Annotated in this window: 23 protein-coding genes; 16 read left to right on the top strand and 7 right to left on the bottom strand. The window is 69.6% G+C overall.

Going from position 1 to position 22252, the window contains the following annotated elements; translation table 11 throughout:
• Positions 1 to 17: 17 nt before the first annotated feature.
• Both OG219_RS03885 and OG219_RS03880 read right to left on the bottom strand, forming a co-directional pair.
• Positions 18 to 539, bottom strand: a complete 522-nt coding sequence (locus tag OG219_RS03885) for a DUF4232 domain-containing protein (protein ID WP_266822864.1) — start codon at positions 537 to 539, stop codon at positions 18 to 20.
• 161 nt (positions 540 to 700) lie between these two features.
• Entirely contained in the window at positions 701 to 2329 is a 1629-nt protein-coding gene (locus OG219_RS03880; protein ID WP_266822862.1) for an alpha/beta hydrolase, read from the bottom strand.
• Positions 2330 to 2618: 289 nt separating this feature from the next.
• Between OG219_RS03880 and OG219_RS03875 the strand changes: the two genes are divergently transcribed.
• Positions 2619 to 3290, top strand: coding sequence for a chaplin (locus OG219_RS03875; RefSeq protein WP_266822860.1), 672 nt, complete (start codon positions 2619 to 2621; stop codon positions 3288 to 3290).
• Between the two features lie 64 nt (positions 3291 to 3354).
• Here OG219_RS03875 and OG219_RS03870 read toward each other — a convergent pair whose 3' ends face one another.
• Positions 3355 to 3873 (bottom strand): GNAT family N-acetyltransferase, encoded by a 519-nt coding sequence (locus tag OG219_RS03870; protein ID WP_266822858.1) that lies wholly within the window; start codon positions 3871 to 3873, stop codon positions 3355 to 3357.
• Between the two features lie 119 nt (positions 3874 to 3992).
• On the opposite strand from OG219_RS03870, the gene OG219_RS03865 reads away from it, so the two are divergent.
• Entirely contained in the window at positions 3993 to 4847 is an 855-nt protein-coding gene (locus OG219_RS03865) for a GNAT family N-acetyltransferase (RefSeq protein WP_266822856.1), read from the top strand.
• Here the strand turns inward: OG219_RS03865 and OG219_RS03860 are convergent.
• Positions 4844 to 6088, bottom strand: coding sequence for an MFS transporter (locus OG219_RS03860; RefSeq protein ID WP_266822854.1), 1245 nt, complete (start codon positions 6086 to 6088; stop codon positions 4844 to 4846). The two genes, OG219_RS03865 and OG219_RS03860, sit on opposite strands and share 4 nt — an antisense overlap.
• Before the next feature lie 59 nt (positions 6089 to 6147).
• Here OG219_RS03860 and OG219_RS03855 point away from each other — a divergent pair, with 59 nt between their 5' ends.
• Positions 6148 to 6531 carry a MerR family transcriptional regulator gene (locus tag OG219_RS03855; RefSeq protein ID WP_266822852.1) on the top strand — a complete coding sequence of 128 codons (384 nt, stop codon included), beginning with the start codon at positions 6148 to 6150 and terminating at the stop codon, positions 6529 to 6531.
• Here OG219_RS03855 and OG219_RS03850 read toward each other — a convergent pair.
• A complete protein-coding gene (locus OG219_RS03850; protein WP_266822850.1) occupies positions 6524 to 7273 on the bottom strand; it encodes an MBL fold metallo-hydrolase in 750 nt (249 codons plus the stop codon). The genes OG219_RS03855 and OG219_RS03850 overlap by 8 nt on opposite strands.
• A gap of 252 nt (positions 7274 to 7525) precedes the next feature.
• Between OG219_RS03850 and OG219_RS03845 the strand changes: the two genes are divergently transcribed.
• Positions 7526 to 9532: a ricin-type beta-trefoil lectin domain protein gene (locus tag OG219_RS03845; RefSeq protein WP_266822848.1), complete on the top strand. Its 2007-nt coding sequence runs from the start codon at positions 7526 to 7528 to the stop codon at positions 9530 to 9532.
• Positions 9533 to 9691: 159 nt separating this feature from the next.
• Here the strand turns inward: OG219_RS03845 and OG219_RS03840 are convergent, their stop codons facing one another.
• The gene (locus tag OG219_RS03840; RefSeq protein ID WP_266822846.1) at positions 9692 to 10096 is read right to left on the bottom strand and encodes a cupin domain-containing protein; all 405 of its coding nucleotides are present in this window, start codon (positions 10094 to 10096) and stop codon (positions 9692 to 9694) included.
• A gap of 232 nt (positions 10097 to 10328) precedes the next feature.
• Between OG219_RS03840 and OG219_RS03835 the strand changes: the two genes are divergently transcribed.
• The 12 genes from OG219_RS03835 (at position 10329) to OG219_RS03780 (ending at position 21838) form a co-directional block, all read left to right on the top strand.
• Positions 10329 to 10892 (top strand): carboxymuconolactone decarboxylase family protein, encoded by a 564-nt coding sequence (locus tag OG219_RS03835; protein WP_266835992.1) that lies wholly within the window; start codon positions 10329 to 10331, stop codon positions 10890 to 10892.
• A 38-nt stretch (positions 10893 to 10930) separates the two neighbouring features.
• Positions 10931 to 12472: a sugar ABC transporter ATP-binding protein gene (locus tag OG219_RS03830; protein ID WP_266822844.1), complete on the top strand. Its 1542-nt coding sequence runs from the start codon at positions 10931 to 10933 to the stop codon at positions 12470 to 12472.
• Positions 12469 to 13491 carry an ABC transporter permease gene (locus OG219_RS03825; RefSeq protein ID WP_266822842.1) on the top strand — a complete coding sequence of 341 codons (1023 nt, stop codon included), beginning with the start codon at positions 12469 to 12471 and terminating at the stop codon, positions 13489 to 13491. Before OG219_RS03830 ends, OG219_RS03825 begins: the two co-directional genes overlap by 4 nt.
• 159 nt (positions 13492 to 13650) lie before the next feature.
• On the top strand, positions 13651 to 14613 hold the full coding sequence (locus tag OG219_RS03820) for a sugar ABC transporter substrate-binding protein (RefSeq protein ID WP_266822840.1): 963 nt from the start codon (positions 13651 to 13653) through the stop codon (positions 14611 to 14613).
• Between the two features lie 203 nt (positions 14614 to 14816).
• Positions 14817 to 15728: a LysR family transcriptional regulator gene (locus OG219_RS03815; protein ID WP_266822838.1), complete on the top strand. Its 912-nt coding sequence runs from the start codon at positions 14817 to 14819 to the stop codon at positions 15726 to 15728.
• A 193-nt stretch (positions 15729 to 15921) separates the two neighbouring features.
• Positions 15922 to 16842 carry a VOC family protein gene (locus OG219_RS03810; RefSeq protein ID WP_266822836.1) on the top strand — a complete coding sequence of 307 codons (921 nt, stop codon included), beginning with the start codon at positions 15922 to 15924 and terminating at the stop codon, positions 16840 to 16842.
• Positions 16843 to 16890: 48 nt separating this feature from the next.
• Positions 16891 to 18339: an NAD-dependent succinate-semialdehyde dehydrogenase gene (locus OG219_RS03805; protein WP_266822834.1), complete on the top strand. Its 1449-nt coding sequence runs from the start codon at positions 16891 to 16893 to the stop codon at positions 18337 to 18339.
• Between the two features lie 6 nt (positions 18340 to 18345).
• Positions 18346 to 19116, top strand: a complete 771-nt coding sequence (locus OG219_RS03800; protein WP_266822832.1) for a fumarylacetoacetate hydrolase family protein — start codon at positions 18346 to 18348, stop codon at positions 19114 to 19116.
• Positions 19113 to 19484, top strand: a complete 372-nt coding sequence (locus OG219_RS03795) for a VOC family protein (RefSeq protein ID WP_266822830.1) — start codon at positions 19113 to 19115, stop codon at positions 19482 to 19484. The genes OG219_RS03800 and OG219_RS03795 overlap by 4 nt, the downstream gene beginning before the upstream one ends.
• A 49-nt stretch (positions 19485 to 19533) precedes the next feature.
• Positions 19534 to 20319, top strand: a complete 786-nt coding sequence (locus tag OG219_RS03790) for an alpha/beta fold hydrolase (RefSeq protein WP_266822828.1) — start codon at positions 19534 to 19536, stop codon at positions 20317 to 20319.
• Positions 20316 to 20795 carry a heme-binding protein gene (locus OG219_RS03785; RefSeq protein ID WP_266822826.1) on the top strand — a complete coding sequence of 160 codons (480 nt, stop codon included), beginning with the start codon at positions 20316 to 20318 and terminating at the stop codon, positions 20793 to 20795. The genes OG219_RS03790 and OG219_RS03785 overlap by 4 nt, the downstream gene beginning before the upstream one ends.
• Positions 20796 to 20797: 2 nt before the next feature.
• The gene (locus OG219_RS03780) at positions 20798 to 21838 is read left to right on the top strand and encodes a methionine synthase II (cobalamin-independent)-like protein (protein ID WP_266822824.1); all 1041 of its coding nucleotides are present in this window, start codon (positions 20798 to 20800) and stop codon (positions 21836 to 21838) included.
• Positions 21839 to 21894: 56 nt separating this feature from the next.
• On the opposite strand, the gene OG219_RS03775 is transcribed toward OG219_RS03780, so the two are convergent.
• Positions 21895 to 22182: a putative quinol monooxygenase gene (locus tag OG219_RS03775; protein ID WP_266822822.1), complete on the bottom strand. Its 288-nt coding sequence runs from the start codon at positions 22180 to 22182 to the stop codon at positions 21895 to 21897.
• Positions 22183 to 22252: the final 70 nt, after the last annotated feature.

Raw genomic sequence — 22252 nt, 5'->3', positions numbered from 1 at the left:
CCTCCCCGCCCCGGACCTCAGGCCTGCTTGAGCGCCTTGTCCGCGGCGGCCACCGACGGCTTCCACCATGTCGTCACCGGCTCCCATACGAGGACGACGTCCCCGGCGCCCAGCTCCTGCGCCGTGAAGGAGCGGCCGAACCGCGACGGATCGGCGGAGACGGTGATCGAGTCCACCCGACGGGCCTCGGGCTCGGCGAGGTCGGCGATCGTGCGTACGGCGGCGTACGCCGTCCTGCCCGCGCCGATCCGGTACGGCCCGCTGTCCCCCGCGGGCACCGGCTGGGCCGTGCCGTCGAGGTCCCCGAAGGTGACGGTCGGGATGCGGTCGACTGTGCAGGTCCGCTTCGAGTGGTTGGTGACGCTGATGTGTACGACGGTGGCGTTCGCGGACTGGTGCGCCGCCAGGGTGAGGGCCTTCTCCGGGCAGGCGGCGACCTTGGTGGCGGTGGAGCCCTGGGCTACGGCCGAGCCCTGAGGCGCGGCGACGAGCAGTGCCGCGGCGGCGGTCGCGAGGGCGAGGACGGGACGGATACGCATCAGTGGTGTTCCCCCTGTGATGGACGTGCATATGGGTGCTGTGGCGTGCCCGGTCGAGGCGACGCCCGCACAGTGTGACGGCCGGGAAGTTCGAGGGGTTGTAGCCGACTTGTCCGTGTTACGGGGCTGTTGCATTTCCCGGTGCATCCTCGCCCCCGGGTTCAGTCGCCCGCGTCCGGCGGCCCGCAGGAGCTGCCGCTGTCCGGCAGGGAGCCATACAGCAGGAAGTCGTCGACTTTCTGGTGCACGCACTCGGAGGACGCGTACCCGGTGTGGCCGTCGCCCTTGTTGTCCAGCACGACGGCCGAGGAGCCGAGCCGCGCGGCGGTCTCCAGGGTCCAGCGGTACGGAGTGGCGGGGTCGCCGCGGGTGCCGACGAGGAGCATCTTCGGGGTGTCGACGTCGCGCACCTCGTCGCGGATGTAGTCGGTGCCCTTGGGGCGGCCGTAGCACGTCAGTACCTGGGTGAGCCGGTACTCGCCGAAGACCGGGGACACCTGCGCGTACTCGGCACGCAGTGCGTCGATCTCCTTGGTGACCTGGTCGGCGCTGGGCCGGTCGGGGTCGTCCGCGCAGTTGATCGCCATCAGGGCGGCCGGGAGGTTGTCGAGGGGGACGTCCACCGGGTCGACAAGGCCGCCGTCCGGGCTGGCCGTCACGGTCAGCTCGTCGTCCTTGCGGGTTGCCACCGCCGGTCCGCCCGGCCGGGTGCTCACGGAGGTGTCGGGGAGGGCCGCGCCGCCCGAGAGCTGCATGAGCCAGCGGGTGTCGCCGTCCTGGAGCAGGGAGTTGAGGGCCTGCTCCAGCGTGGGCCACATCTGGCGGCTGTACAAGGCCTGACTTATGGCGCCCACGAGGTCCTGTCCGGTGAACTCCTGGCCGAAGTCGGCCGGAACCGGGTCCGCGTCGAGTGAGTCGACGAGCTGGACGACCTGCTTTCGGGCGCTGCGTGGATCCTGCCCGAAAGGACAGGCCAGGTCCTTGGTGCACCAGGTGAGGAAGTCCTCCAGCGCGGCCTGCTGGCCGGCGGCGCCCACCAGCCCCTGCTCCGACAGCGGCTCGGTGAGCGTGTCCACGCCGTCGAGGACCAACCGGCCGGTCTTCTTGGGGAATTGGGCCGCGTACACCGCGCCCAGTCGTGTTCCGTAGGAGAAACCGAGGTAGTTGAGCTTCTTGTCGCCGAGCGCCTGCCGCATCACGTCCATGTCCCGGGAGGCGTTGACCGTGCCTATGTGGGCCAGTACGGGCCCCGAGTGCTTGGCGCACTCGTCGGCGTTCTTCCGCAAGGCCTTGAGGGCGGCCTGCGGATCGCCGCTGTCGGTGGTGCCGTCCGTCGTGCCGTAGTACTCGTCGCCGCCCTCGCCACAACTGACGGGCGAGGACTGGCCGACGCCTCGCGGATCGAAGGTGACCACGTCGTAGCCGTTCGTCAGGCTCATGAAGTCATCGCCGCCAAAGGCGAGTTGAGGGATTCCCGCGCCGCCGGGGCCGCCGAAGTTCAGCAGCACCGAACCTCTCGACTTTCCCGTCGCGCGGTAGCGGGCCATCGCCACGTCGAGCGTTCCTTCACTCGGGTTCGCGTAGTCCAGCGGGACGGTCACCTTCCCGCACCGCATGTCCTCGGGCATGCCGTAGCCCTCGCACGCGGCCCACTTGATCCGCTGGCCGTAGAAACGCGACAGGTCGGGTGTGTCGGCGGCCGTCGCCACCGAGGGCAGTCCGGCCGCCAGCAGGGCCAGCGTCACGGTCGCGGCTCCGGCGAACGCGCAGCGTTGGTGCACGGACAGCATGCATGCCTCCAGGACGCCCGGCTGCCCCCTCGCTCACGATAAGGGCGGGTTCCGGCGGACGCCTCTGGGCGAGCGGAACGGGCCGTGGTGCCTTACCCTGCGCGCCTTCCCGAGGGCCGATCCGCGTGCTCCGCAAGCGCCGACTGCCGTCGCACGAGCCGCCTCACCAGTTCGATAACCATGACGCTCGATGGGGTGAAAGACCGATTAGCCATAACTCGGATGGTTCTCCCGCGTTTTATGGCATGCGGGCGACCGCCCGCGACCATGTCTGGAAGGCAGGGACCCTATGAAACGGGTTACCCGAAATGGATTGATCGCGGCAGCCGCCGCTTCGGGAGCGATGGCCGTGACCATGCCGGCGTACGCCGACTCCGCGGCGGACGGCACAGCGGCGGGCTCGCCCGGGCTGATCTCCGGCAACACCATCCAGCTCCCGGTGCACGTTCCCGTGAACGTGTGCGGGAACACCGTGAACGTCGTTGGGCTCCTCAACCCGGCCGCGGGCAACAACTGCGCCAACGAGGGCGGCGGCGGGGCGGAGGCGCCCGGCGGAACTCAGGGCGGTGCCGTGGAACACGGCGGAGGTGCCGCCGCACACAGCAGCGGAAAGGATTCGCCAGGTGTGCTCTCGGGCAACGGCGTGCAGCTTCCCGTACATCTCCCGGTCAACGTCACCGGGAACTCCGTGAGCGTCGTCGGTATCGGGAACGCGGCTGTCGGCAACGAGTCCACGAACACCTCCGGCGGTCGGCCCGACCGTCCCGTCAAGCCCGCGCCGAAGCCGTCCGCTCCGCCCGCCAAGGCGCAGTACGCGCCTCCCGGCACGCCGTCGGGGCCTGTGGCCTCCCTCGCTCGGACCGGCGCGGACCAGGTGGTGCCCGCGATCGCCGGGAGCGCGGCGCTGGTCCTGGGCGGAGCTGTCCTGTACCGGCGATTCCGGCCCGCCGCGGTTCGCTGACGCGGGGCACGGCAAGGGCGGAAGGCTCCACCGGGCTCGTGACCGGTGGGGCCTCCGCGACTCCTCAGCCCAATTCGTCGCGGAGGATGCTGTACCGCACACCGTCGCGCCAGCGACCGTTGCGGAACACGACACTGCGGAGCACACCCTCGCGAGTGAACCCGACCTTCTCCAGGACGCGTTGCTCGGCGATGTTGTCCACGTCGGTGTCGGCCTCGATACGGATGACGAGCGTGTGGGCGAAGAGGTACTGGACCAGTTGTCGCTGGGCCTCGGTCCCCACGCCCTTGCCGCGTGCCTCGGGGAGCAGGCAGATGCCCATGTTCCAGTAGTGCGTGGTCCGACTGGAGACGATCTTCCGCCAGGCGACGAATCCCATCGGCTCGTCGTCCCGCGCGACCATGAGTTGCCCCGCGTCCTCGGTGAGCAGACCGTTCTCCGCCCACTGGCGCCGCCAGCGCCCGATGTCCCACCAGCCGAACCACTGGAAGGGTTCGACCGTCTCCGGCTCCAGGAGGAAACGCTCCAGGACGGACAGGTCGTCCTCGGCCACCGGGCGCAAAGTCACGTGGTTGTCGCTCATGAGCGTCAACCTTATGAGCACAGTCTTCAAGGGGAATCCCCCGGGAGATCGGGAAGGATTGCCGCGGTGCGGGCGACACCGCGCCGCGCGGCACCACACCGACGAAAGGGAGCGCCCACATGACCTCTCCGGGACCCGAGGACCTCGTCGTCACGCAGGCCTCGCTCGACGACTGGACGGTGGTCCGCGAGTGGGCCGCCGACGAGGGATGGAATCCCGGGCTGTCCGACAGCGTGAGCTTCTTCGCCCAGGACCCGGAGGGTTTCTTCATCGGCCGGCTCGGCGGCGAACCGGTCTCGGCCGTGTCGGTCGTCAACTACGGCGCCGACTACGCCTTCCTGGGCTTCTACCTCGTACGCCCCGACCTGCGCGGCCGCGGCTACGGCATCACCACCTGGAAGACGGCACTCGCCCACGCCGGCGGCCGGACCGTGGGACTCGACGGGGTGGTCGCGCAGCAGGACAACTACCGCCAGTCCGGCTTCGAACTCGCCTACCGCACCTCCCGTTTCGGTGGAATCGCCCCCGTGGGGGAGACGCCGGCGGGAGTGCGGCCCGCCGAGGCGGCGGACCTCGCGGAGGTCACGGCGTACGACAGCGGCTGCTACCCCGCCGACCGGCCGCGCTTCCTGGAGTGGTGGCTGAGCGGACCGGACCACCGTGCCTTCGTCCGCCGCAGCGGCGGACGCCTCACCGGGTACGGCGTGATCCGCCCGGGCCGCGACGCCCTGCGCATCGGCCCGCTGTTCGCCGACACCGCCGAGGACGCGCGGGCGCTGTTCGTCGCGCTGACCGGCGAGGCCGCCGGGAGGGAGGTCGCCATCGACATCCCCGGGACGAACGCGGCCGGAGTCGTGCTCGCCGAGGAGTTCGGCCTCACCCCCTCTTTCGACACCGCCCGTATGTACACGGGTCCGGTCAGGCCGTTCGCGGGCGAGCGCGTCTACGGGGTCACCACCCTCGAACTCGGCTAGGGACACCTGCCGTTGGAGGTGACGGCCGTCTTCGGGTGACTCCCCGTGGGGCGCCGAACAGGAAAGGCCTGTCGGCGCCCCACCACAACGACGGCCAGCGCGGCCGTTATCAGCGGAAGTGACGTCCAGGGAAGGGCCCCGGCGCCCGCACCCTCCAGGACGAGCCCGCCAGTGAACGATCCGGCCGCGATCCCCGCGTTGTACACCGTGGCCTGCAGCGACGTGGCCACGTCGGCGTTGGCGGGGCCGGAGGCGTCGACCAGCGCGGTCTGGATCAGGGTCGGCGCTCCGCCGAACGCGGCGCCCCACAGAGCCACCGACACGAGGAGTACGGCGGGGCTGCTCGCGTACAGACCCAGGACGAGCAGGGCGCACGCGATCATGGCGAGCGCCGTCAGCAGCGTCCGTCGCAGGCATGTGTCGACCAGTACGCCGGTGATCCAGATCCCGACGACAGTGGCCGCCCCGAACACCAGCAGGACAAGACCGGTGTGGCCGAATCCCACATGCTCCGCGAACGGGGCGGCGTAGGTGTACATCACCTGGTGCCCCAGGAGCAGCAGCAGGGTGACGGACAGGACGGTCGCGATCCCCGGCAGTGCGGCGACCCGGTGCAACGGCACGCGTGCGCCCGCCGCCTCACCGGGGAAGTCCGGAACCCGCCGGCGCACCCAGACCACGAGCAGCAGGGCGCCGACCGCCGGCAGGGCGAAGACCGCGCGCCAGCCCAGGACGTCGGCCAGTGCGGTGCCCGCCGGGACACCGAGCGACAGGGCGAGTGTGATCCCCGCGAGGACGATCGCGATGGCGCGGCCGCGCCGCTCGGCGGGCACCATACGGGCCGCGTACCCGACGAGCATCGCCCACATCAGGCCGCCCATGACCCCGGCCACGAGCCGGGTCGCGAAGGTCAGCGCGTACGCGGACGACAGCGCGGTGACGGCGTTGCAGCAGGCGAAGCCCACGAGCGCGCCGATCAGTACCCGGCGGCGCGGCAGACCGCGCAACGCGGCGGTGAGCGGAACGGCGGCCAGGAAGGAGGCGAGCGCGTAACCGGTGACCAGGAAGCCGGCCCGCCCCTCCGAGACGCCCAGGTCCGATGCCATCCGCGGCAGCAGACCGGCGGGCAGCAGTTCGGTCATGACGGCGGTGAAGGCGGCCGTGGACAGGGCCAGGAGCCCTGACAGTGGGAGCGCGGCGACAGGCGTGCTCGTGCTGCCGACGGGCGGGGCGACGGTCATGGGACCATGCTGAAACCTTCACATCAGTGTGAAGGCAAGCTCGGCCTCCAGGGGGAGCCATGAAGATCGGTGAACTGTCGCGCCGCACCGGCGTCCCCACCAGGATGCTGCGGTACTACGAGGAGCAGAACCTGCTCCACCCGGCGCGGGGCGAGAACGGTTATCGCGAGTACGGCGACGCTGCCGTGCAGTGCGTCCAGCAGATCCGCGGGCTGCTCGACTCCGGGCTCACCACCGAGATCATCCGCGCCATCCTGCCGTTTCTGTCCGGCCCCGGCGAGATCCACCTGCACCCCGAATGCCTGACCGCCGAGACTGCCGGGCTGCTGCGCGAGGAGATCGACCGCATCCAGAGCCGTATCGACTGCCTGGCCCGCAACCGGGACGCCCTGCGGGCCTATCTGACGGCGGTGCAGCCGGACAGTCCGGATCGCGTCAACTAGCCAGCTCCCGTGCCCGTCCCGCGGCCTCGCGTACGGGGCCCCGGTGCACGGGGCCGTGCCCGGGGACCAGGACATCGGCGGCGAGGGCCTCGATGTCCGCCAGCGACGCGCGGGCCTGCTCGCGCTCGGCGTCGAACATCGCGGGCAGGAGCTGCGGACCCCGTACCCGTGACGTGGGGTGGGCGCTGACCAGCGCGTCGCCGGAGATCAGGATCCCGGCGTCCGGCATGTGGAACACGCAGTGCCCCGCCGTATGACCGGGCGTGTGCACCGGGACCGGACGGCCGGGCAGATCCAGCGGGCCCTTCGCGGGAAACGGCTCGGGCCTGGTCATCCGGACGTCCTTCTTGCCGCCCGACTTGATGGCGTGCAGCGCCCACGGCAGTACACCCGGTCGCCACGCCTCGCGCAGCACCTGGCCGACGCTCACCTGGTGCAGGAACTCCCGGCGCGCGTGCGGCAGTTCGGCCTCGTGCAAGTAGACGGGGATGCCGAACGTGCTGCTGAGGTGTTCGGCCGAACCGAGGTGGTCGTTGTGCGCGTGCGTGATGAGCACGCCCGTCACGGCCTCGGGCGCGTGACCGAGAGCGTCCAGGGAGGCCAGGACCGCCTGACGGTCGCCGGGGTAGCCCGTGTCGACCAGGGTGACGGCGTCGCCCTCGGTCAGGATCACCCAGTTCGTGTTGCTGCCGTGGACCAGATGAACTCCGGCAGCCACCTCCACCATCGCGCCGTCGCGCATGGCTCTCTCCCGACGTTTGAGATCTGTTCCGGCCCGAGTACGGCCGTGTCACGTGGAAGGTATCGCGTGTTCCGGAGGGCGTGACGACGGCAGTTCAGCCGGTCTCCGGCCGCCTCCACCGGAGGTGTTTGCCGAACGTGAACGGAAGTTGTGGTTCAGGGACTTGACGTGCTCGTGACGAGGCGCTGCCATATGGCGAGTCTCGTTGACTTTTGTTCGACTCTGCGAACAAACCGCTCAAGGGAGAGCCGCATGTCCACTATTTCGAACACCGCGCGTCTCAGGCGCCTCTTGAGACGTGCGGTCGTCCAGTGTGCCGTCCTGTGTCTCGCCATAGCGGGGCTGGCCGGCCTGGGCCGGTCGGCCGAGCCGCTCGCGGCCGAGCCGGCCGCCGTCAGCACCAATCAGATCGGGGTCAACCCCGCACCGATGGGCTGGGCTTCCTGGAACAGTTTCGCGAGCATCATCGACTTCGACACGATCAAGGCCCAGGCCGACGCCCTCGTGTCCTCGGGAATGGCGGCCGCGGGCTACAAGTACGTCAACATCGACGAGGGCTGGTGGGTGGGCACCCGCGACAGCGCGGGCAACATCACTGTCGACACCGAACAGTGGCCCGGCGGGATGAAGGCCATCGCCGACTACATCCACAGCAAGGGCCTCAAGGCCGGGATCTACACCGACGCCGGTAAGAACGGCTGCGGCTACTACTACCCGACCCCGGACACCGTGCCCGCCGCGCCCAACACCGGTATGGAGGGCCACAACCAGCAGGACCTGGAGGCCTTCCAGAACTGGGGCTTCGACTTCGTGAAGGTCGACTGGTGCGGCGGTGACGCCGAGGGCCTCGACCAGGAGACGACGTACAAGGCGATCAGCAACGCCAACGCCGCCGCGACCGCCGTCACCGGCCGCTCGCTCGTGCTGTCGCTGTGCGAGTGGGGCACGGGCAACCCCTGGAACTGGGCTGCGGGCACCGGTGACATGTGGCGCACCAGCACCGACATCGTCTTCTGGCCCAGCAACCCGACGATGGCCGGCATCCTGGCCAACTTCGACAAGTCCCTGCACCCCGCGGCCCAGCACACCGGCTACTACAACGACCCGGACATGCTGACGGTTGGCATGAGCGGTCTGAGCGCCGCGCAGAACCGCACCCATATGGGGCTGTGGGCGATCGCCGGCGCGCCGCTGCTCGCGGGCAACAACCTTGCCACCATGAGCGCTTCGACCGCCTCGATCCTCACCAACTCCGAGGTCATCGCGATCGACCAGGACGCGCGCGGCCTGCAGGGCGTCGAAGTCGCCGAGGACAGCACGGGGTTGCAGGTCTACAGCAAGATCCTCTCCGGCACCGGCAAGCGCGCGGTCCTGCTGCTGAACCGTACGTCCGCGGCGGCCAACATCACCGCCCGCTGGCAGGACTTGGGGCTGACCACGGCCTCTGCCGCGGTGCGCAACGTGTGGTCGGCGTCCAACGTCGGCTCGTACGCGACGAGTTACACCGCCGCCGTTCCCGCAGGGGAGGCCGTCCTGCTCACCGTCTCCGGCACGGAGGGCGCCGGGACGACGTACGAGGACACCACCTCGGCCACGACCCCCACGTTCACCGGCGTCACCGCGGCCAACGCGGGCACGAAGCTGATCGACATCAGCTACGCCAACTCCGGTTCCACAGCCCGCAAGGCGACCTTCAAGGTCAACGGCCAGTACACGCAGACGCTCGCCCTGCCGCCCACCGGGTCGTCGACCACCTACCGCACGGTCTCCGTCCTGGCGCATCTGGCGAAGGGGGCCAACACACTGGCCTTCGGGACATCCGGTACCGCACCCGACATCGACGCCGTGGCCGTCCGCGCCATCCCGGGCACCAACGGCACGGCGATCGTCGGCACCGGCTCCGGACGCTGCCTCGACTTCTTCAAGAGCACCATCACCAACAACACCCAGGCCGAACTCTGGGACTGCGGCGGAGGCCAGAACCAGACGTTCACGTACACCTCGCGCGGCGAACTCGTCGTCTACGGCAACAAGTGCCTCGACGCCTACAACAGCGGCACCGCCAACGGCACCCGCGTCGTCATCTGGGACTGCCACGGCGGCACCAACCAGAAGTGGACGGTCAACGCCAACGGCACCATCACCAACAACGTCTCGGGGCTGTGCCTCGACGCGATCAGCGCCGGCACCGCCAACGGGACACTGATCGACCTGTGGACGTGCAACGGGGGAGCGAACCAGCAGTGGACCCGCAACTGACCGGTCGCTGACCTCGGCATATCCAGTGCTGCGGGGCGGGACGGCCAGGGTGGACGCACATAGTCAACAATTGTGCTTCACATCTTGCTGACGACCTGGGTGGCCGGTTACGGTCACCGCCAGGACACCGCAAGAGCCGCCCGCCCCGCATCACCCGTCTCAGCCCATCTGGTCCTGATCCGAGAGGTGCTCGACCGTCACGCCCGTCTCGGTGAACGTACGCGTCACCAACCCCGACGTGTAGACCCACAGAATGCGCAGAGGACTGTCACCGACATTCCTGAAGAGATGAGGAATCGGTGACGGAACGTAGGTGGTGTCGAACTGCTCCAGCTTCGTCACCTCACCGTCGACCACGACCTCCGCCACGCCTTCGAGGATCGTCACGTGCTCGTCGCAGTTGTGCGAGTGCATGGGCGCCCCGGAACCGACCGGGTACACGCTCATCCCGCTGGTGATCCGGTTCTCCCCGCCCGCCGACGTCGTGGTGATCAGCGGCGTCGACACGACGGCGCCGCCTCGGTCGAGCCGGCGGACGGACGCGGCCTTGATGATCGTGCTCACTCGGAGTTCCTTTCCAGTTCACGGTGGTGCGCTCAACGACGTTAGGTCGCGTCCCCGTGAATGGGTGCCCTCCGGCGTGCAGGTTTACCTTGCATTCCGAGGTGGGTGAGCTTCCCGAACCCGGCTGTACCGTCGGCGGCGTCGCACGGCTTCCCAGTACGTGCCTGAAACACGCCGGAAAGAAAAGGCAGGTATCGGCCACATGAGGCTCCCCGTTCTCACCGATGACGAGATGGATCCGCGCCAGCAGGAACTGGCCGCCCGCATCGCCGGCCGGCGCGGCGCCGTACGCGGCCCGTTCCGGGTCTGGCTGCACAGCCCGGAGATGTGCGAACGCGCGGAGTCCCTCGGTGCCTTCGCCCGCTTCGACTGCAGCCTCCCCAAGCACCTGCGCGAACTCACGCTGCTGATGGCCGCCCGGAACTGGGACGCGCAGTACTCCTGGAACGCGCATGTGCACCAGGCGATCGAGGCCGGCATCCCGGAGGCCGCGGTCAAGGCCGTCGCCGAGAAGCGCGAGGCGGTCTTCGACAACGAGGCGGACCAGGCCTTCTACCAGTTCTGCAGGGAGATCCTGGAGGACCACTTCGTCTCCGACGAGACCTTCGCCCGAGCCCACGAGCACTTCGGCTCCAAGGGCCTGGTCGACACCATCGGCGCGCTCGGCAACTTCACCATGCTCGGCATGTGTCTGAACACCTTCCAGGTGGACCTGCAGGCCGACAAGGAACCCCCGTTCCCGGACATCCGCGGCTACGGGCGTCTCGTTTCCGACGGCGACCGGCCGCAGCCGTGACAGCCCCGACCGCCCGGAACACGCAGGGAGGTACCGCCGTGACCCCCAGGAAACCGGCCGCGCCCACGGCCGCCAAGAGCGCCGGCGTGCCGGCCGAGGCCGTGCTCCGCGTACGAGGCGTCACCAAGAACTTCGGCGGGGCGGCCGCGCTCAAGGGCGTCGACCTCGACCTGTACCCCGGCGAGATCCACGCGCTGATGGGCATGAACGGAGCCGGCAAGTCGACGCTGGTGCAGATCCTCTCCGGGGTCCACCAGGCCGACGGCGGCACCATCGAGGTCAACGGGCACACGCAGTCCGGGCTGACCGTGCGCAAGGCCCGCCGGCTCGGCATCGCCTGCGTACCCCAGCGCCGTGAACTGGCCATGGGTCTGACCGTCGCCGAGAACGTCATGCTGGGCGATCTGCCCACCCGGCGCGGCACCGTGCACTGGAAAGCGGTCCGGGACGAGGCGAGGAAGGCGTTGTCCGGCCTCGGTATCGACATCGACGTGGAGCGGACCGCCGCCTCGCTCACCGTCGCCGAACAGACCATGGTCGAGGTGGCCCGCGAGGTCCGCCGCGGCGGCCGGATCCTGATCCTCGACGAGCCGACCGCCTGCCTGAGCGCGGAGGCCGCCAACCAGATCCGTGACCTGGTGCGGACCCTGCGCGACGACGGCGTCGCCGTCGTCTACATCTCGCACTACATCGACGAGGTCATGGCCGTCGCGGACCGCCTCACCGTCCTGCGGGACGGGGGAGTGGTGCGCAGCGCACCGGCCTCCGAGATGGACCAGGCAGGGCTCGTACGGAGCATGGTCGGCCGGGACGTGGTCTCGCAGCGCCCCGAGCGCCCCGCCCCGAAGCACGAGGCCGGTCTCGTCGTACAGGGTCTGAGCCACGGCAGGGCCATCCAGGACTTCACCGTCGAGGTGCGCAAGGGTGAGATCGTCGCCGTCCTCGGGCCCGCGGGCGACGCGCAGTCGCGGCTGTTCGACCTGCTGTCCGGCCGGCAGCGCCCGGACGCCGGTGAACTGCACGTCGACGGCAGGTCCGTGCCCTTCGGCCGGGTGCCGGCCTCGCTCGCCAGCGGTCTGCGCTGTGTCACGGGTGACCGCCGCAGCCTGGGCCTCGTCCAGGGCATGTCCCTGGACGAGAACCTGATGCTGGCCGACGACCGCTTCGCGCGGCGCAGGCTGCACCGCCGTACCGAACTCGCCCGCCGCGCCGCACCGCGGCGCAGCAGCTACGGAGTGGTCGCCCTCGCCGGAAACCCGCCGGTGGGCGCGCTGTCCGGCGGCAACCAGCAGAAGGTCCTGCTGGGCAAGTGGCTGGAGACCGAGCCGGTCGCCTGCTTCCTCGAAGACCCCACCAACGGGGTGGACGTCGCGGCCATGGCCGACATCCACACCCTGGTCGACGACCTCGCCTCACGCGGCGTGGCCGTACTGCTCGCCTCCTCCTCCGCCGAGGAGGTCATGCGCCTCGCCGACCGTGTCGTCGTCGTCAGCGCGGGGCGCGCGGTCGCCGAACACGCCATCACCGACATCACCCGCGACGAACTCGTCGCCACCGCCCTCGGAGGTCAACCCCAGTGAGCCTCAAGACCCCCTCCGCCTCCCCGGACGCCGTGGCCGACTCGCCCAGGTCCGAGCGCACCGCGTCCCGCCTGACGCCCCAGGCCCTGCTCCGGATCCCGCACGGCGGACTGATCGTCGTCCTCGTCCTGGTGGCACTGTTCACCGCCCTCCAGGCGGACTCCTTCACCACCTCGCAGAACCTGATCAACGTGCTGCGGCAGATCAGCGTGACCGCGGTGATCGCCGGCGGGCTGACCCTGCTGATGACCGCCGGCGGCATGGACTTCTCCATGGGCAGCAACGCGGCCGTCGCCGTGTCGGTGGGCGCGACCCTGCTGCACAGCGGCCAGTCCACGTTCGTCACCGTGGTCCTCTGCCTGCTGCTCGCCACCGCGATAGGCCTGGTCAACGGCTTGGTGGTGACCTACACCAAGGTCGCTCCGTTCGTCGCCACCCTCGCGTCCGCGATGCTCCTGGACGGCGTCGCCCTGCTTGTCCTCAACGGCGAGAGCGTCACTATCGGCGACAAGATGTCCGCCCTGGGCAACTCCAAGTTCCTCGGCATCCCGTACCTGCTGATCGTGGCCCTGCTGGTGCTCGTGTCGATCGGTCTGATCATGCGCTTCACGACCTTCGGACGCGACGCCTTCGCGATGGGTGGCAATGAGCATGTGGCCCGACTGAGCGGCATCAACGTCCCCGCACGCAAGCTCGCCCTGTACGCGCTCGCCGGCGCCCTCGCCGGCCTGGCCGGGCTGATGCTGCTCTCCCGGCTCGGCGCCGCCGCCCCGAACACCGGCGGCCTGCAGACCCAGCTGACGGCCGTCGCCGCGGTGGTCATCGGCGGCACCTCGCTCGCCGGCGGCCGCGGCACCGTCGTGGGGACCGCCCTCGGCGCGGTACTGCTCGGCGTCGTCGCCAACGCCCTCAACCTGCTCGAGGTCAACAGCTACTACCAGTACGTCGTGACCGGCGGGGTACTGCTCGTCGCCGCCATCGTCAACGAGTTCCAGCGCAAGTCCGAGCCGGGCCACTAGCGCCGCGTCAGGCCGTTCGGCGCCGGGGACCAGGGACGTCCGCCGGTGCCGCGCCGACCAGGAGCGCACATCGATCTTGCGCATCCCCCGCAGCTTTCGCGCGCCCCCACATCCGTGTCACCACCCCTTCTCTTCAACGATGCAGGAAAGGCCAACCCCATGAAGCCCACCGCCCGCCACCGCCGCGCCGCCGCGGCCTCCCTCGTCGGCGCCGCTGCGCTGGTCCTGTCCGGATGCGGCACGGAGAACGACGGCGGGGGCGCCGCCGGCGGCTCGGTCACCCTCGGTTTCGTCAACGGCGCCAACACCAACTTCCACAGCTGTCTGCTGAAGGCCGTGGAGGCGCAGGCCAAGACGGACGACGCCAAGGTGTACTCGGCCAACTCCAAGCAGGATGCCGGGACCGAGCTTTCCAACATCGAGGACATGATCTCCCGGAATGTGGACGCGCTGATCGTCCAGACCGTCAACGTCGACGCCCTCGAGGGCGACATAGCCAAGGCCAAGGCCGCCGGTATCCCGATCTTCCTGACCTCCGTGGCCACGGACGACATGTCGGACGTCCTGGGCGTCGCCAAGGTCGACCTGAAGAAGGTCGGCGCGCTGGACGCCGGCTGGATAGGGACGGACGCCGCCGGCAAGGACGTCAAGGTCGGCATCGTCGCGGGAGCCCCCGGCGCCGCCTCCGACCTACTCGTGGGCGGCTTCAAGGCCGGCCTGCCGGCGAACGCCAAGGTGGTCGCCAACCAGCCCGGCATGTTCAACCCGGTCAAGGCCCAGGAGGTCGCCGAGAACATGATCCAGGCCAACCCCGACCTGGACTACGCCTTCGTCGCCAACGAGGAGATGGGCTTCGCCGTACGCAAGGCGTTCGACGCCGCCGGTGCCGAGGACGTCAAGATCGTGACCACCAACGGGACCGACGAGGGGCTGGCCGCCGTCAAGAGCGGGGACTTCTCCGCCACCGTGGCCAACTCGGCGATGACGATCGGCCAGACCGCGGTCAAGAACACGATCGCGCTGCTGAACAAGGACAAGACAGTTGACAAAATTGCCAACATTCCTCTTCTCTTGGTCACCAAGGACAACTTGAGCGAGGCGCCCCAGTACTGCCCCAAGTAGTCGGGGCCCCATCGGGAAACGGTGCCTGTCTCACCGCGTCCGAGCCGCAATACTCGCCGCGCCGCAATGTTCTAGGTAGTGCCTCCCCCGCTCTCGGAATCCCTTGAGCGGGGGACCCCATCAAGGAGATTCCGGCGGCCGGCGAACCCACGCACCCTCCCCCTCCGGTCTCGGGCTGACGGGAGGGGGTCTCCGGAGGAATCATGGACCGCTTGCTCCTCATGCACAGCTTCGTCACCGTCGCGCAGGTCGGCAGCTTCAGTGGAGCCGCCAAGAAGCTGGGCTCTTCCGGCTCGCTCGTGTCGCGGCACGTGGCCGAACTGGAACGGCAGGTAGGCGTCCGTCTGGTCAATCGCACGGCCCGTTCGGTGAGCCTTACCGAGCCGGGCCAGCGGTACGCCGAATTCGCGGCGCGCATACTCGACGAGATCGAGGCCGAGGACGCGGGCATCGCCCATCTCCATGACCGTGCCGAAGGCACGCTCAGCATCATCTGTCCCAAGTGGATAGGAAGTCTCGATCTCGGGGATGCCATCGCCGCATTCTCGGCGGCGCACCCCAAAATTCACGTCCGCTTCGAACTCGGCGGAATGTCCGATCGGACTTACGACTTCCTGGACAGCGGATTCGACGTCGCCTTCCACACCCGGGACCTGCGCGACTCCAGCGTCCGGCTCAAAAAGATCGCCTCATTGCCCTTCGTACTGTGCGCGTCGAAGGAATACCTGGACCGGGAGGGCCCGCTCAACGAGCCGAACGGCCTCGCGCTCCACGAGTGCCTCGTGCACGTCAACGACCCCGTGTGGCGCATCGGCCACGGCCACGCCTCCACGCTGCACAAGATCCGCAACGTGGCGTTCTCGTCCAATTCCTACCTGGCTCTGCAGAAGGCCGCCGTGCACGGCCGTGGCATCGCCCTGCTGCCGCAGCGCCCGGCCTACGACGACCTCATCTCCGGCGCGCTGAAGGTCCTGCTCCCCGAACTCGCCGTACCCGACCGCCCACTCTACGCAATTTACGGTCCCGGTCAGGCGACTCCCAGGAAAATCACCGTATTTCTCGACTTCCTCACCGAGTGGTTCTCAAGCAATCCCATTCCGGTGATCGACAAGTGACCTGATCCATGGCCGGTAAGTGACCTGACCCTGCCCGACCGTTGCCCGCACCAAACGACCGGGCGTGCAAGAAACGTTTGCGATGCCTGCGCGGCAAGGCTGTTGAGACCGCCTTGGCCGCAAATCTACGATCGCCGGGAGTAGGTGACCGTACAAGTCCCGCAGGCGTGCTCTGCGACGAAGCGAGGAATCCATGGGAATCCAGAGAATCGAATCGGTCACCTACAGCATCGCCGACCTCGGCGAATGCGCCCGGTTCTTCGACGACTTCGGACTGCTCCTGGTGGAGAGGACCGACGAGTACGCGGTCTTCGAGACGCTCACCGGCCAGACGCTCCACCTGGACACCGACCCCGGCCCGCTACTGCCGCCCCCGGTGGAAGGCGGCCCCACCCTCCGTGAGGTGGTGTGGGGCGTCGACACCCCGGAGGAGCTGGAGCGGCTGGTGGCGGCCGTCGGCCGTGACCGTGCCGTTCGCGAGGACGCCGCCGGGGTGTTCCACACCGTGGACGAGACCGGCTTCGGAGTCGGCCTGACCCTGGCCCGGCCGAAGTCCGCGCCCGTCACCCCGCGCCCCGCCAACGCGCTGGGCAGCGTCAACCGCTGGAACACCGCGCTGGAGGCGATCACCCGGGTCCACCCCCTGCGGATGTGCCACGTGGCACTCAACATCCCCAAGGAGGGCCGGGAGAAAGCCGTCGGGTTCTACGTGGAGCTCCTCGGTTTCCGGCCCACCGACGTGGTCGAGCCCATGGGCGTCTTCATGCAGGCACCGGGCGACGAGGACCAGCACACGATGCTGCTGTGCCACCGCCCCGACAAGGCAGGCGTCAACCACATCGCGTACGAGGTGCCCGGCTTCGACGACGTCATCGAGGGCGGCAACTACATGATCGACCAGGGCTGGCGCGAGGCACGCAGACTCGGCCGCCACACCGTAGGTTCCAACGTCTTCCGGTTCGTGCACGCGCCCTGCGGCGGGCGGGTCGAGTACGCCGCCGACATGGACCGGGTCGACGACACCTACGAGACCCGCGTCCACGAGACCACGCCGCCCCACCACATCTGGGCCCTGCGCACCAACCGCGACCAGCAGGACGCCCCCGCCTCCTGACCCAGCCCCCTGTTCATTTCGCTCGCCGGCCTGAAAGGGCACCCACTGATGACCACCGACCACGGCTACCCCGCCGTCCGCATGTACATAGCGGGCGAGTGGTGCCAAGGCGGCACCGGACGCACCGCCCCGATCGTGAACCCGGCCACCGAGGAGGCGATCGGAGAAGTACCGCTCGCCACCACCGCCGATCTGGACCGCGCACTCGACTCCGCCGCCGAAGGCTTCAAGACCTGGCGCGACACCCCCATCGTCAAGCGAACCGCCATCCTGCACGCCGCCGCCGACCTCCTGGAGGAGCGCAGTGTGGAGGTCGGCCGGATCATGACCCTGGAGCAGGGCAAGCCCCTCGCCGAGGCGGTCGGAGAGGCCAACCGCGTCGCGGACACCCTGCGCTGGCACGCCGACGACGCCCGCCGCGCCTACGGCCGCATCATTCCCTCGGCGCCCGGCACGCTGCTGTCCGTGCGCCGCGAACCCCTCGGGCCCGTCGCCGCCTTCGTCCCCTGGAACTTCCCCGCGGGCGGGCCGATGCGGAAGATCTCCTCCGCGCTCTCGGCCGGCTGCTCCATCATCATCAAGGCCTCCGAGGAGACCCCGGCCACCGCCGCGGCCCTCGTCGGCTGCTTCGTGGACGCCGGACTCCCCGACGGTGTCCTCAACCTGGTCTTCGGTGAACCGGCCGAGGTCTCCGCCCACCTGATCGCCTCCCCGGTCGTCCGCCTCGTCGCCTTCACCGGCTCGGTCCCCGTGGGCAAGCTGCTCGCCGCCGCCGCGGGTGAGGTCATGAAGCCCTCCCTGATGGAGCTGGGCGGCCACGCCCCGGTGATCGTGTGCGCGGACGCCGACCCGGCCAGGGCCGCGCGCCGCGCCGCACAGGCGAAGTTCGCCAACGCCGGACAGGTCTGCACCTCGCCGAGCCGCTTCCTGGTCCACGAGAGCCTCGTCGAGGACTTCACCGCCGAGTTCGTGAAGGCCGCCGAGGCGATCGTCGTCGGCGACGGCCTGACGGAGGGCACCACCATGGGACCGCTCGCCAACGAGCGCCGGCTCCAGGCCATCCAGCGGCTGACCGACGACGCCGTCAGCCGCGGAGCCACCGTCCGCACGGGCGGCGCACGCCTGGACCGCGCGGGCTACTTCTTCGCGCCGACCGTCCTGACCGACGTACCGGCGGACGCGGACCTGATGCACGAGGAGCCGTTCGGGCCGATCGCGCCCATCGTCCCCTTCAGCGACCTCGACGACGCGCTCGCCATCGCCAACGCGCTGCCGTACGGCCTCGCCGCCTACGGCTTCACCGAGTCCGCCGCCACCGCCGAGCGACTGGTGCGCGAACTGGAGGCCGGAATCCTCTCCGTCAACCACTGCGGCGGCTCCGTCAGCGAGGCCCCCTCCGGCGGCGTCAAGGACAGCGGCTACGGCAGGGAGGGCGGCCCCGAGGCCCTGGACGCCTATCTGGTCACCAAGCGCGTCTCCCACCTGCTGGCGGGCTGAGGCGCCATGCGATACGCCCGTGTCTCGGTCGGCGGACGAGCGGTGTGGGGCCGCGTGGGGGAGGAGGACATCGAGCTGCTGTCCGAGTCCCCGCTCGTCGGGGACCCCACCGTCCTCGGTACGGTGTCACGTGCCACCGCGACCTGGCTGCCCGTCGTCGTCCCGCCCGTGTTCTACGCCGTCGGCTTCAACTACCCGCGGCACATCGCGCACGCCGGCGCCCAGGTGCCCAGCCGCCCCGAGGTGGGCTACCGGGCCAACAACGCGCTGACCGGGCACCTTTCACCCATCGTGAAGCCTGCCGAGGTGGCGGGCCGGTTCGAGGCCGAGCCGGAACTCGTCGCGGTCATCGGCCGCACCCTGCGGCACGCCACCCACGAGGAGGCGCGCAAGTCCGTCTTCGGCTGGACGATCGGCAACGACATCAGCGCCCGCACCTGGCAGCACGAGGACCGCACGTTCTGGCGCAGCAAGAACAGCGACACGTTCAAGCCCATGGGGCCCTGGATCGAGACCGACGTCGACGCGCTCGCCCAGACGACCACACTCCGCGTCAACGGTGAGGTCCGCTCCGAGTTCCCGACCGGCGACATGGTCTTCGACCCCTACGACTACATCGTCGAGATCACCAAGCACATCACCATGCACCCGGGCGACGTGCTGTGGATGGGCGCCGAGTCCACCTGCCAGATCGAGCCGGGCGACACCGTCGACGTCGAGATCTCCGGCATCGGCGTGCTGTCCAACCCCGTACATCCAGAAGGGATTCACGCATGAGCAACGCACCCCGCTACATCCACCACGTCAACTTCCCCACCACCGACCCCGACCGCACCGCCGAGTGGTACACGAAGGTCTTCGGGCTGAAGCGGATCATGCCCAAGTCCAACACCCGTGTGGTGCTGATGACCCGCGGCAACTTCGACCTGCACTTCACCCCGGTCGAGGAGATGGAGCGCATGGCGCCCTATCACTTCGCCGTCGAGGTCGACGACTGGGACGACTTCCTCGCCCACCTCAAGGAGCTCGGCATCCGGCACACCCGCACGATCGAGCGGCCCGAGAACCAGTCCAAGTTCTGCTACATCCACGACCCCGACCACACCATGATCGAGCTGGTCTGGCACGGCAAGCGCCCCAACTGATCGCGCGCCGACAGGAGTTCGACCCACAGCCCCGCTAGGAGTTCACCCCATGCCCATCGCCGACTCCGACGGCACCTCCATCTACTACGAGCGCCACGGCAGCGGTCCGGCGATCCTGTTCGTGCACGGCAGCGGCGGGCACCACGCCGCCTGGTGGCAGCAAGTGGCCGCGCTGCGCGATGAGTTCACGGTCGTCACCGTGGACCTGCGCGGCTTCGGCAAGTCCGACTCGTCGATGCCCGAGTTCGACGGCCAGGACTTCCCCGGCGACGTGGTCGCCGTCCTGGACGCCGAGGATCTGACCGACGCCATGCTGGTGGGCCAGTCCATCGGCTCGGTGGCCGCCCTGCGCGCCGGTCTCCTCCGCCCCGAGCGGGTCGGCTCGGTCGTCCTCGGCCACTCGCTCGGCGGGATCAGCCACCCCGAGCTGAAGGAACTTGCCGCCGCCGACCGCGCCGAGGCCGTCAAGCTCCCCGTGATCGACCGCCTCCTCACCAAGCGGTTCCAGCAGGAGCGGGCCGACCTCACCTTCCTCTTCCAGCAGATGGGCACCTTCAACGTCGCGAAGATGGCCGACCTGCGCAACCTCGACACCAACGGCCCGTCCCTGGAGGACATCGAGGCCTCGGGCGTCAAGGTCGCGTTCCTGGCCGGCGAGAAGGACGCGGTGCTCAGCGTGAAGACCGTGACCCGCGCCCACGAGCTGACGCCCGGCTCGCACCTGGAGATCGTCCCGGACGCCCCGCACTCCATGTACTGGGAGACGCCGGCGCAGTACAACGCGGCCGTCGCCCGCCTGCGCCGCACCCTCACCGCACAGAAGGAAGCCGCATGAGCAGCCTCACCCTCGACGCCGCCGAAGAGATCATCGACGCCGCCCTCAAGCGCGCTCAGTCGCTCGGGAAAGCCGTGAGCGTCGCCGTGGTGGACGCGGGCGGCTTCGTCATCAGCGTCCGCCGCTCGGACGGGGCGCGCCCGCTCACCCCCGACATCGCCCGCGCCAAGGCGTACACCGCGGCCGTCATGCAGCGGCCCGGCAAGATGCTGAAGAAGTGGCAGGAGAGCCAGCCCGTCTTCTTCTCCCAGCTCTCCCAGCTCCCCGGCGCCGCCCTGCCGATCATGGCCACCGAGGGCAGCATGACGATCAAGAAGGACGGCGAGATCATCGGCGGTCTCGGCATCGCCGGCGGCACCGCGGACGAGGACCAGCAGATCGCCGACGAGATCCTTCAATCCCTCGGCTACGAGCTGGAGTTCGCCGCCTGGGGCGTCGCGGGCAAGCCGGCCGGGAACACCGAGAAGGCGGTCTGATCATGGCGGATACGTTCAACTACCGCATCGACCACCACGGCAGCCTGGTCCGCCCCGCCGAGCTCCTCGCAGCGCGGGCGCAGGGCGACCCCGAGGCCCTGCGCGCGGCCGAGACCGAGGCGGTCAAGGACGTGGTGACCTTCCAGCGCAAGCTGCGCTCCACGGTCGTCACCGACGGGGACTTCCTCCACGAGGACTTCCGCGGCGCCGTCTTCGACGCCGTCTCCGGTTTCCGGCGTACCGACGAGGAGACGGCGGACGGCCTCTCCCGCTGGGTGGCGGAGGCGCTGCCCAAGGCCAACCACCCCCTGGCGGCCGACTCGGCGAGCAAGCTGGCGGACCTGACCTGGATCGCTCCCAAGGTCTCCCTGCCTTCCCCGGCCTACCTCGCCGCCACCACCTTCGCGCCCGAACTCGCCGGTTCCGGCGGTCCCTCCTCGGCCCGCGAACTCGGCGAGGCCCTGGCGGAGATCATCAACGCGGAGATCGAACTCCTTGTCTCCCGGGGCGTCCGCCTCATCCAGCTGAACAACCCGCTCCTGCTGGCCCACACGGCCACCGAGCCCGCCGGCGTGGGCGCGCTCTCCTTCGAGGACGCGCTGGCCGTCGAGGCGCTGGCGGTACGGCTGGACGCGCGGCCCGAAGGAGTACGAGTGGGCGTCTGCCCCGGCTGGGAGGCCCCCGCCGCGGTGGACCGGGCCAAGGCCGAGCGGCTGTACGGGGAGATCCCCGCCGACCGCTGGATCCTGCCGTACGACAAGGGCACGGCGGCCGAGGTCGACCTGCTCAAGGCCATGCCCGAGGACCGGGACGCGTGCCTGGGCGTCGTGGACGCGACCGTGCCCGAGCTGGAGGGCATCGACGAGGTGATGGCCCGCATCGACGCGGCCGCCGAGGTCAAGGACCTGGAGGACATGGCGATCTCGCCCTCGCGCGGCTTCGCCGACCTGGCCGTACGTCCGCTGCTGAGTACCGAGGAGCAGCGCCTCAAGCTGGTTCTGGTGGAGACCCTCGCCCGCTACTGCTGGGGCAACGAGTTCTGAGACGTCGACGGCCGGGAAGCGCGGATGCGCTTCCCGGCCGGGGCGTGCAGGCACCTTCAGAGCACCTCGGCGAAGGTCACCGTCCGCTCGGTCAGCAGCGGTCGCACGGTGGCCACGATCAGCTCGGCGAAGTAGTCCGCGGCGGCGTGCGCGTCGAAACCGGCGCGGTCGGTGTACTGCTCGTACAGCACGAAGCTGCCCTCCTGGTCGGCCTCGGCGTGCACCTCGTACGCCAGGTTCGCCGGTTCGCCCCGGGTGTGCTCGCGCATCTTGAGCAGCGCGGCGCGCACCGTGGCCTCGTCGGTGGGCTCGCACCTGTAGTGGGCGACGACTGCGTAGGCCATCTGTTCTCTCCTAACGGGTCTTACGGCTCGGGGGACGGCGTCGAAGATGCCGTCCGGCCTGCCGATTCCA

Source organism: Streptomyces sp. NBC_00038, assembly GCF_026343635.1.
Lineage (GTDB): Bacteria > Actinomycetota > Actinomycetes > Streptomycetales > Streptomycetaceae > Streptomyces.
This window is presented reverse-complemented; position numbering and strand designations above follow the sequence as displayed.

Excerpts from the sequence above, each read along its gene's own strand:
- OG219_RS03885 (WP_266822864.1), bottom strand. The coding sequence starts at position 539 with ATGCGTATCCGTCCCGTCCTCGCCCTCGCGACCGCCGCCGCGGCACTG.
- OG219_RS03880 (WP_266822862.1), bottom strand. The coding sequence starts at position 2,329 with ATGCTGTCCGTGCACCAACGCTGCGCGTTCGCCGGAGCCGCGACCGTG.
- OG219_RS03875 (WP_266822860.1), top strand. The coding sequence starts at position 2,619 with ATGAAACGGGTTACCCGAAATGGATTGATCGCGGCAGCCGCCGCTTCG.
- OG219_RS03870 (WP_266822858.1), bottom strand. The coding sequence starts at position 3,873 with ATGAGCGACAACCACGTGACTTTGCGCCCGGTGGCCGAGGACGACCTG.
- OG219_RS03865 (WP_266822856.1), top strand. The coding sequence starts at position 3,993 with ATGACCTCTCCGGGACCCGAGGACCTCGTCGTCACGCAGGCCTCGCTC.
- OG219_RS03860 (WP_266822854.1), bottom strand. The coding sequence starts at position 6,088 with ATGACCGTCGCCCCGCCCGTCGGCAGCACGAGCACGCCTGTCGCCGCG.
- OG219_RS03855 (WP_266822852.1), top strand. The coding sequence starts at position 6,148 with ATGAAGATCGGTGAACTGTCGCGCCGCACCGGCGTCCCCACCAGGATG.
- OG219_RS03850 (WP_266822850.1), bottom strand. The coding sequence starts at position 7,273 with ATGCGCGACGGCGCGATGGTGGAGGTGGCTGCCGGAGTTCATCTGGTC.
- OG219_RS03845 (WP_266822848.1), top strand. The coding sequence starts at position 7,526 with ATGTCCACTATTTCGAACACCGCGCGTCTCAGGCGCCTCTTGAGACGT.
- OG219_RS03835 (WP_266835992.1), top strand. The coding sequence starts at position 10,329 with ATGGATCCGCGCCAGCAGGAACTGGCCGCCCGCATCGCCGGCCGGCGC.
- OG219_RS03820 (WP_266822840.1), top strand. The coding sequence starts at position 13,651 with ATGAAGCCCACCGCCCGCCACCGCCGCGCCGCCGCGGCCTCCCTCGTC.
- OG219_RS03815 (WP_266822838.1), top strand. The coding sequence starts at position 14,817 with ATGGACCGCTTGCTCCTCATGCACAGCTTCGTCACCGTCGCGCAGGTC.
- OG219_RS03810 (WP_266822836.1), top strand. The coding sequence starts at position 15,922 with ATGGGAATCCAGAGAATCGAATCGGTCACCTACAGCATCGCCGACCTC.
- OG219_RS03805 (WP_266822834.1), top strand. The coding sequence starts at position 16,891 with ATGACCACCGACCACGGCTACCCCGCCGTCCGCATGTACATAGCGGGC.
- OG219_RS03800 (WP_266822832.1), top strand. The coding sequence starts at position 18,346 with ATGCGATACGCCCGTGTCTCGGTCGGCGGACGAGCGGTGTGGGGCCGC.
- OG219_RS03795 (WP_266822830.1), top strand. The coding sequence starts at position 19,113 with ATGAGCAACGCACCCCGCTACATCCACCACGTCAACTTCCCCACCACC.
- OG219_RS03790 (WP_266822828.1), top strand. The coding sequence starts at position 19,534 with ATGCCCATCGCCGACTCCGACGGCACCTCCATCTACTACGAGCGCCAC.
- OG219_RS03785 (WP_266822826.1), top strand. The coding sequence starts at position 20,316 with ATGAGCAGCCTCACCCTCGACGCCGCCGAAGAGATCATCGACGCCGCC.
- OG219_RS03780 (WP_266822824.1), top strand. The coding sequence starts at position 20,798 with ATGGCGGATACGTTCAACTACCGCATCGACCACCACGGCAGCCTGGTC.
- OG219_RS03775 (WP_266822822.1), bottom strand. The coding sequence starts at position 22,182 with ATGGCCTACGCAGTCGTCGCCCACTACAGGTGCGAGCCCACCGACGAG.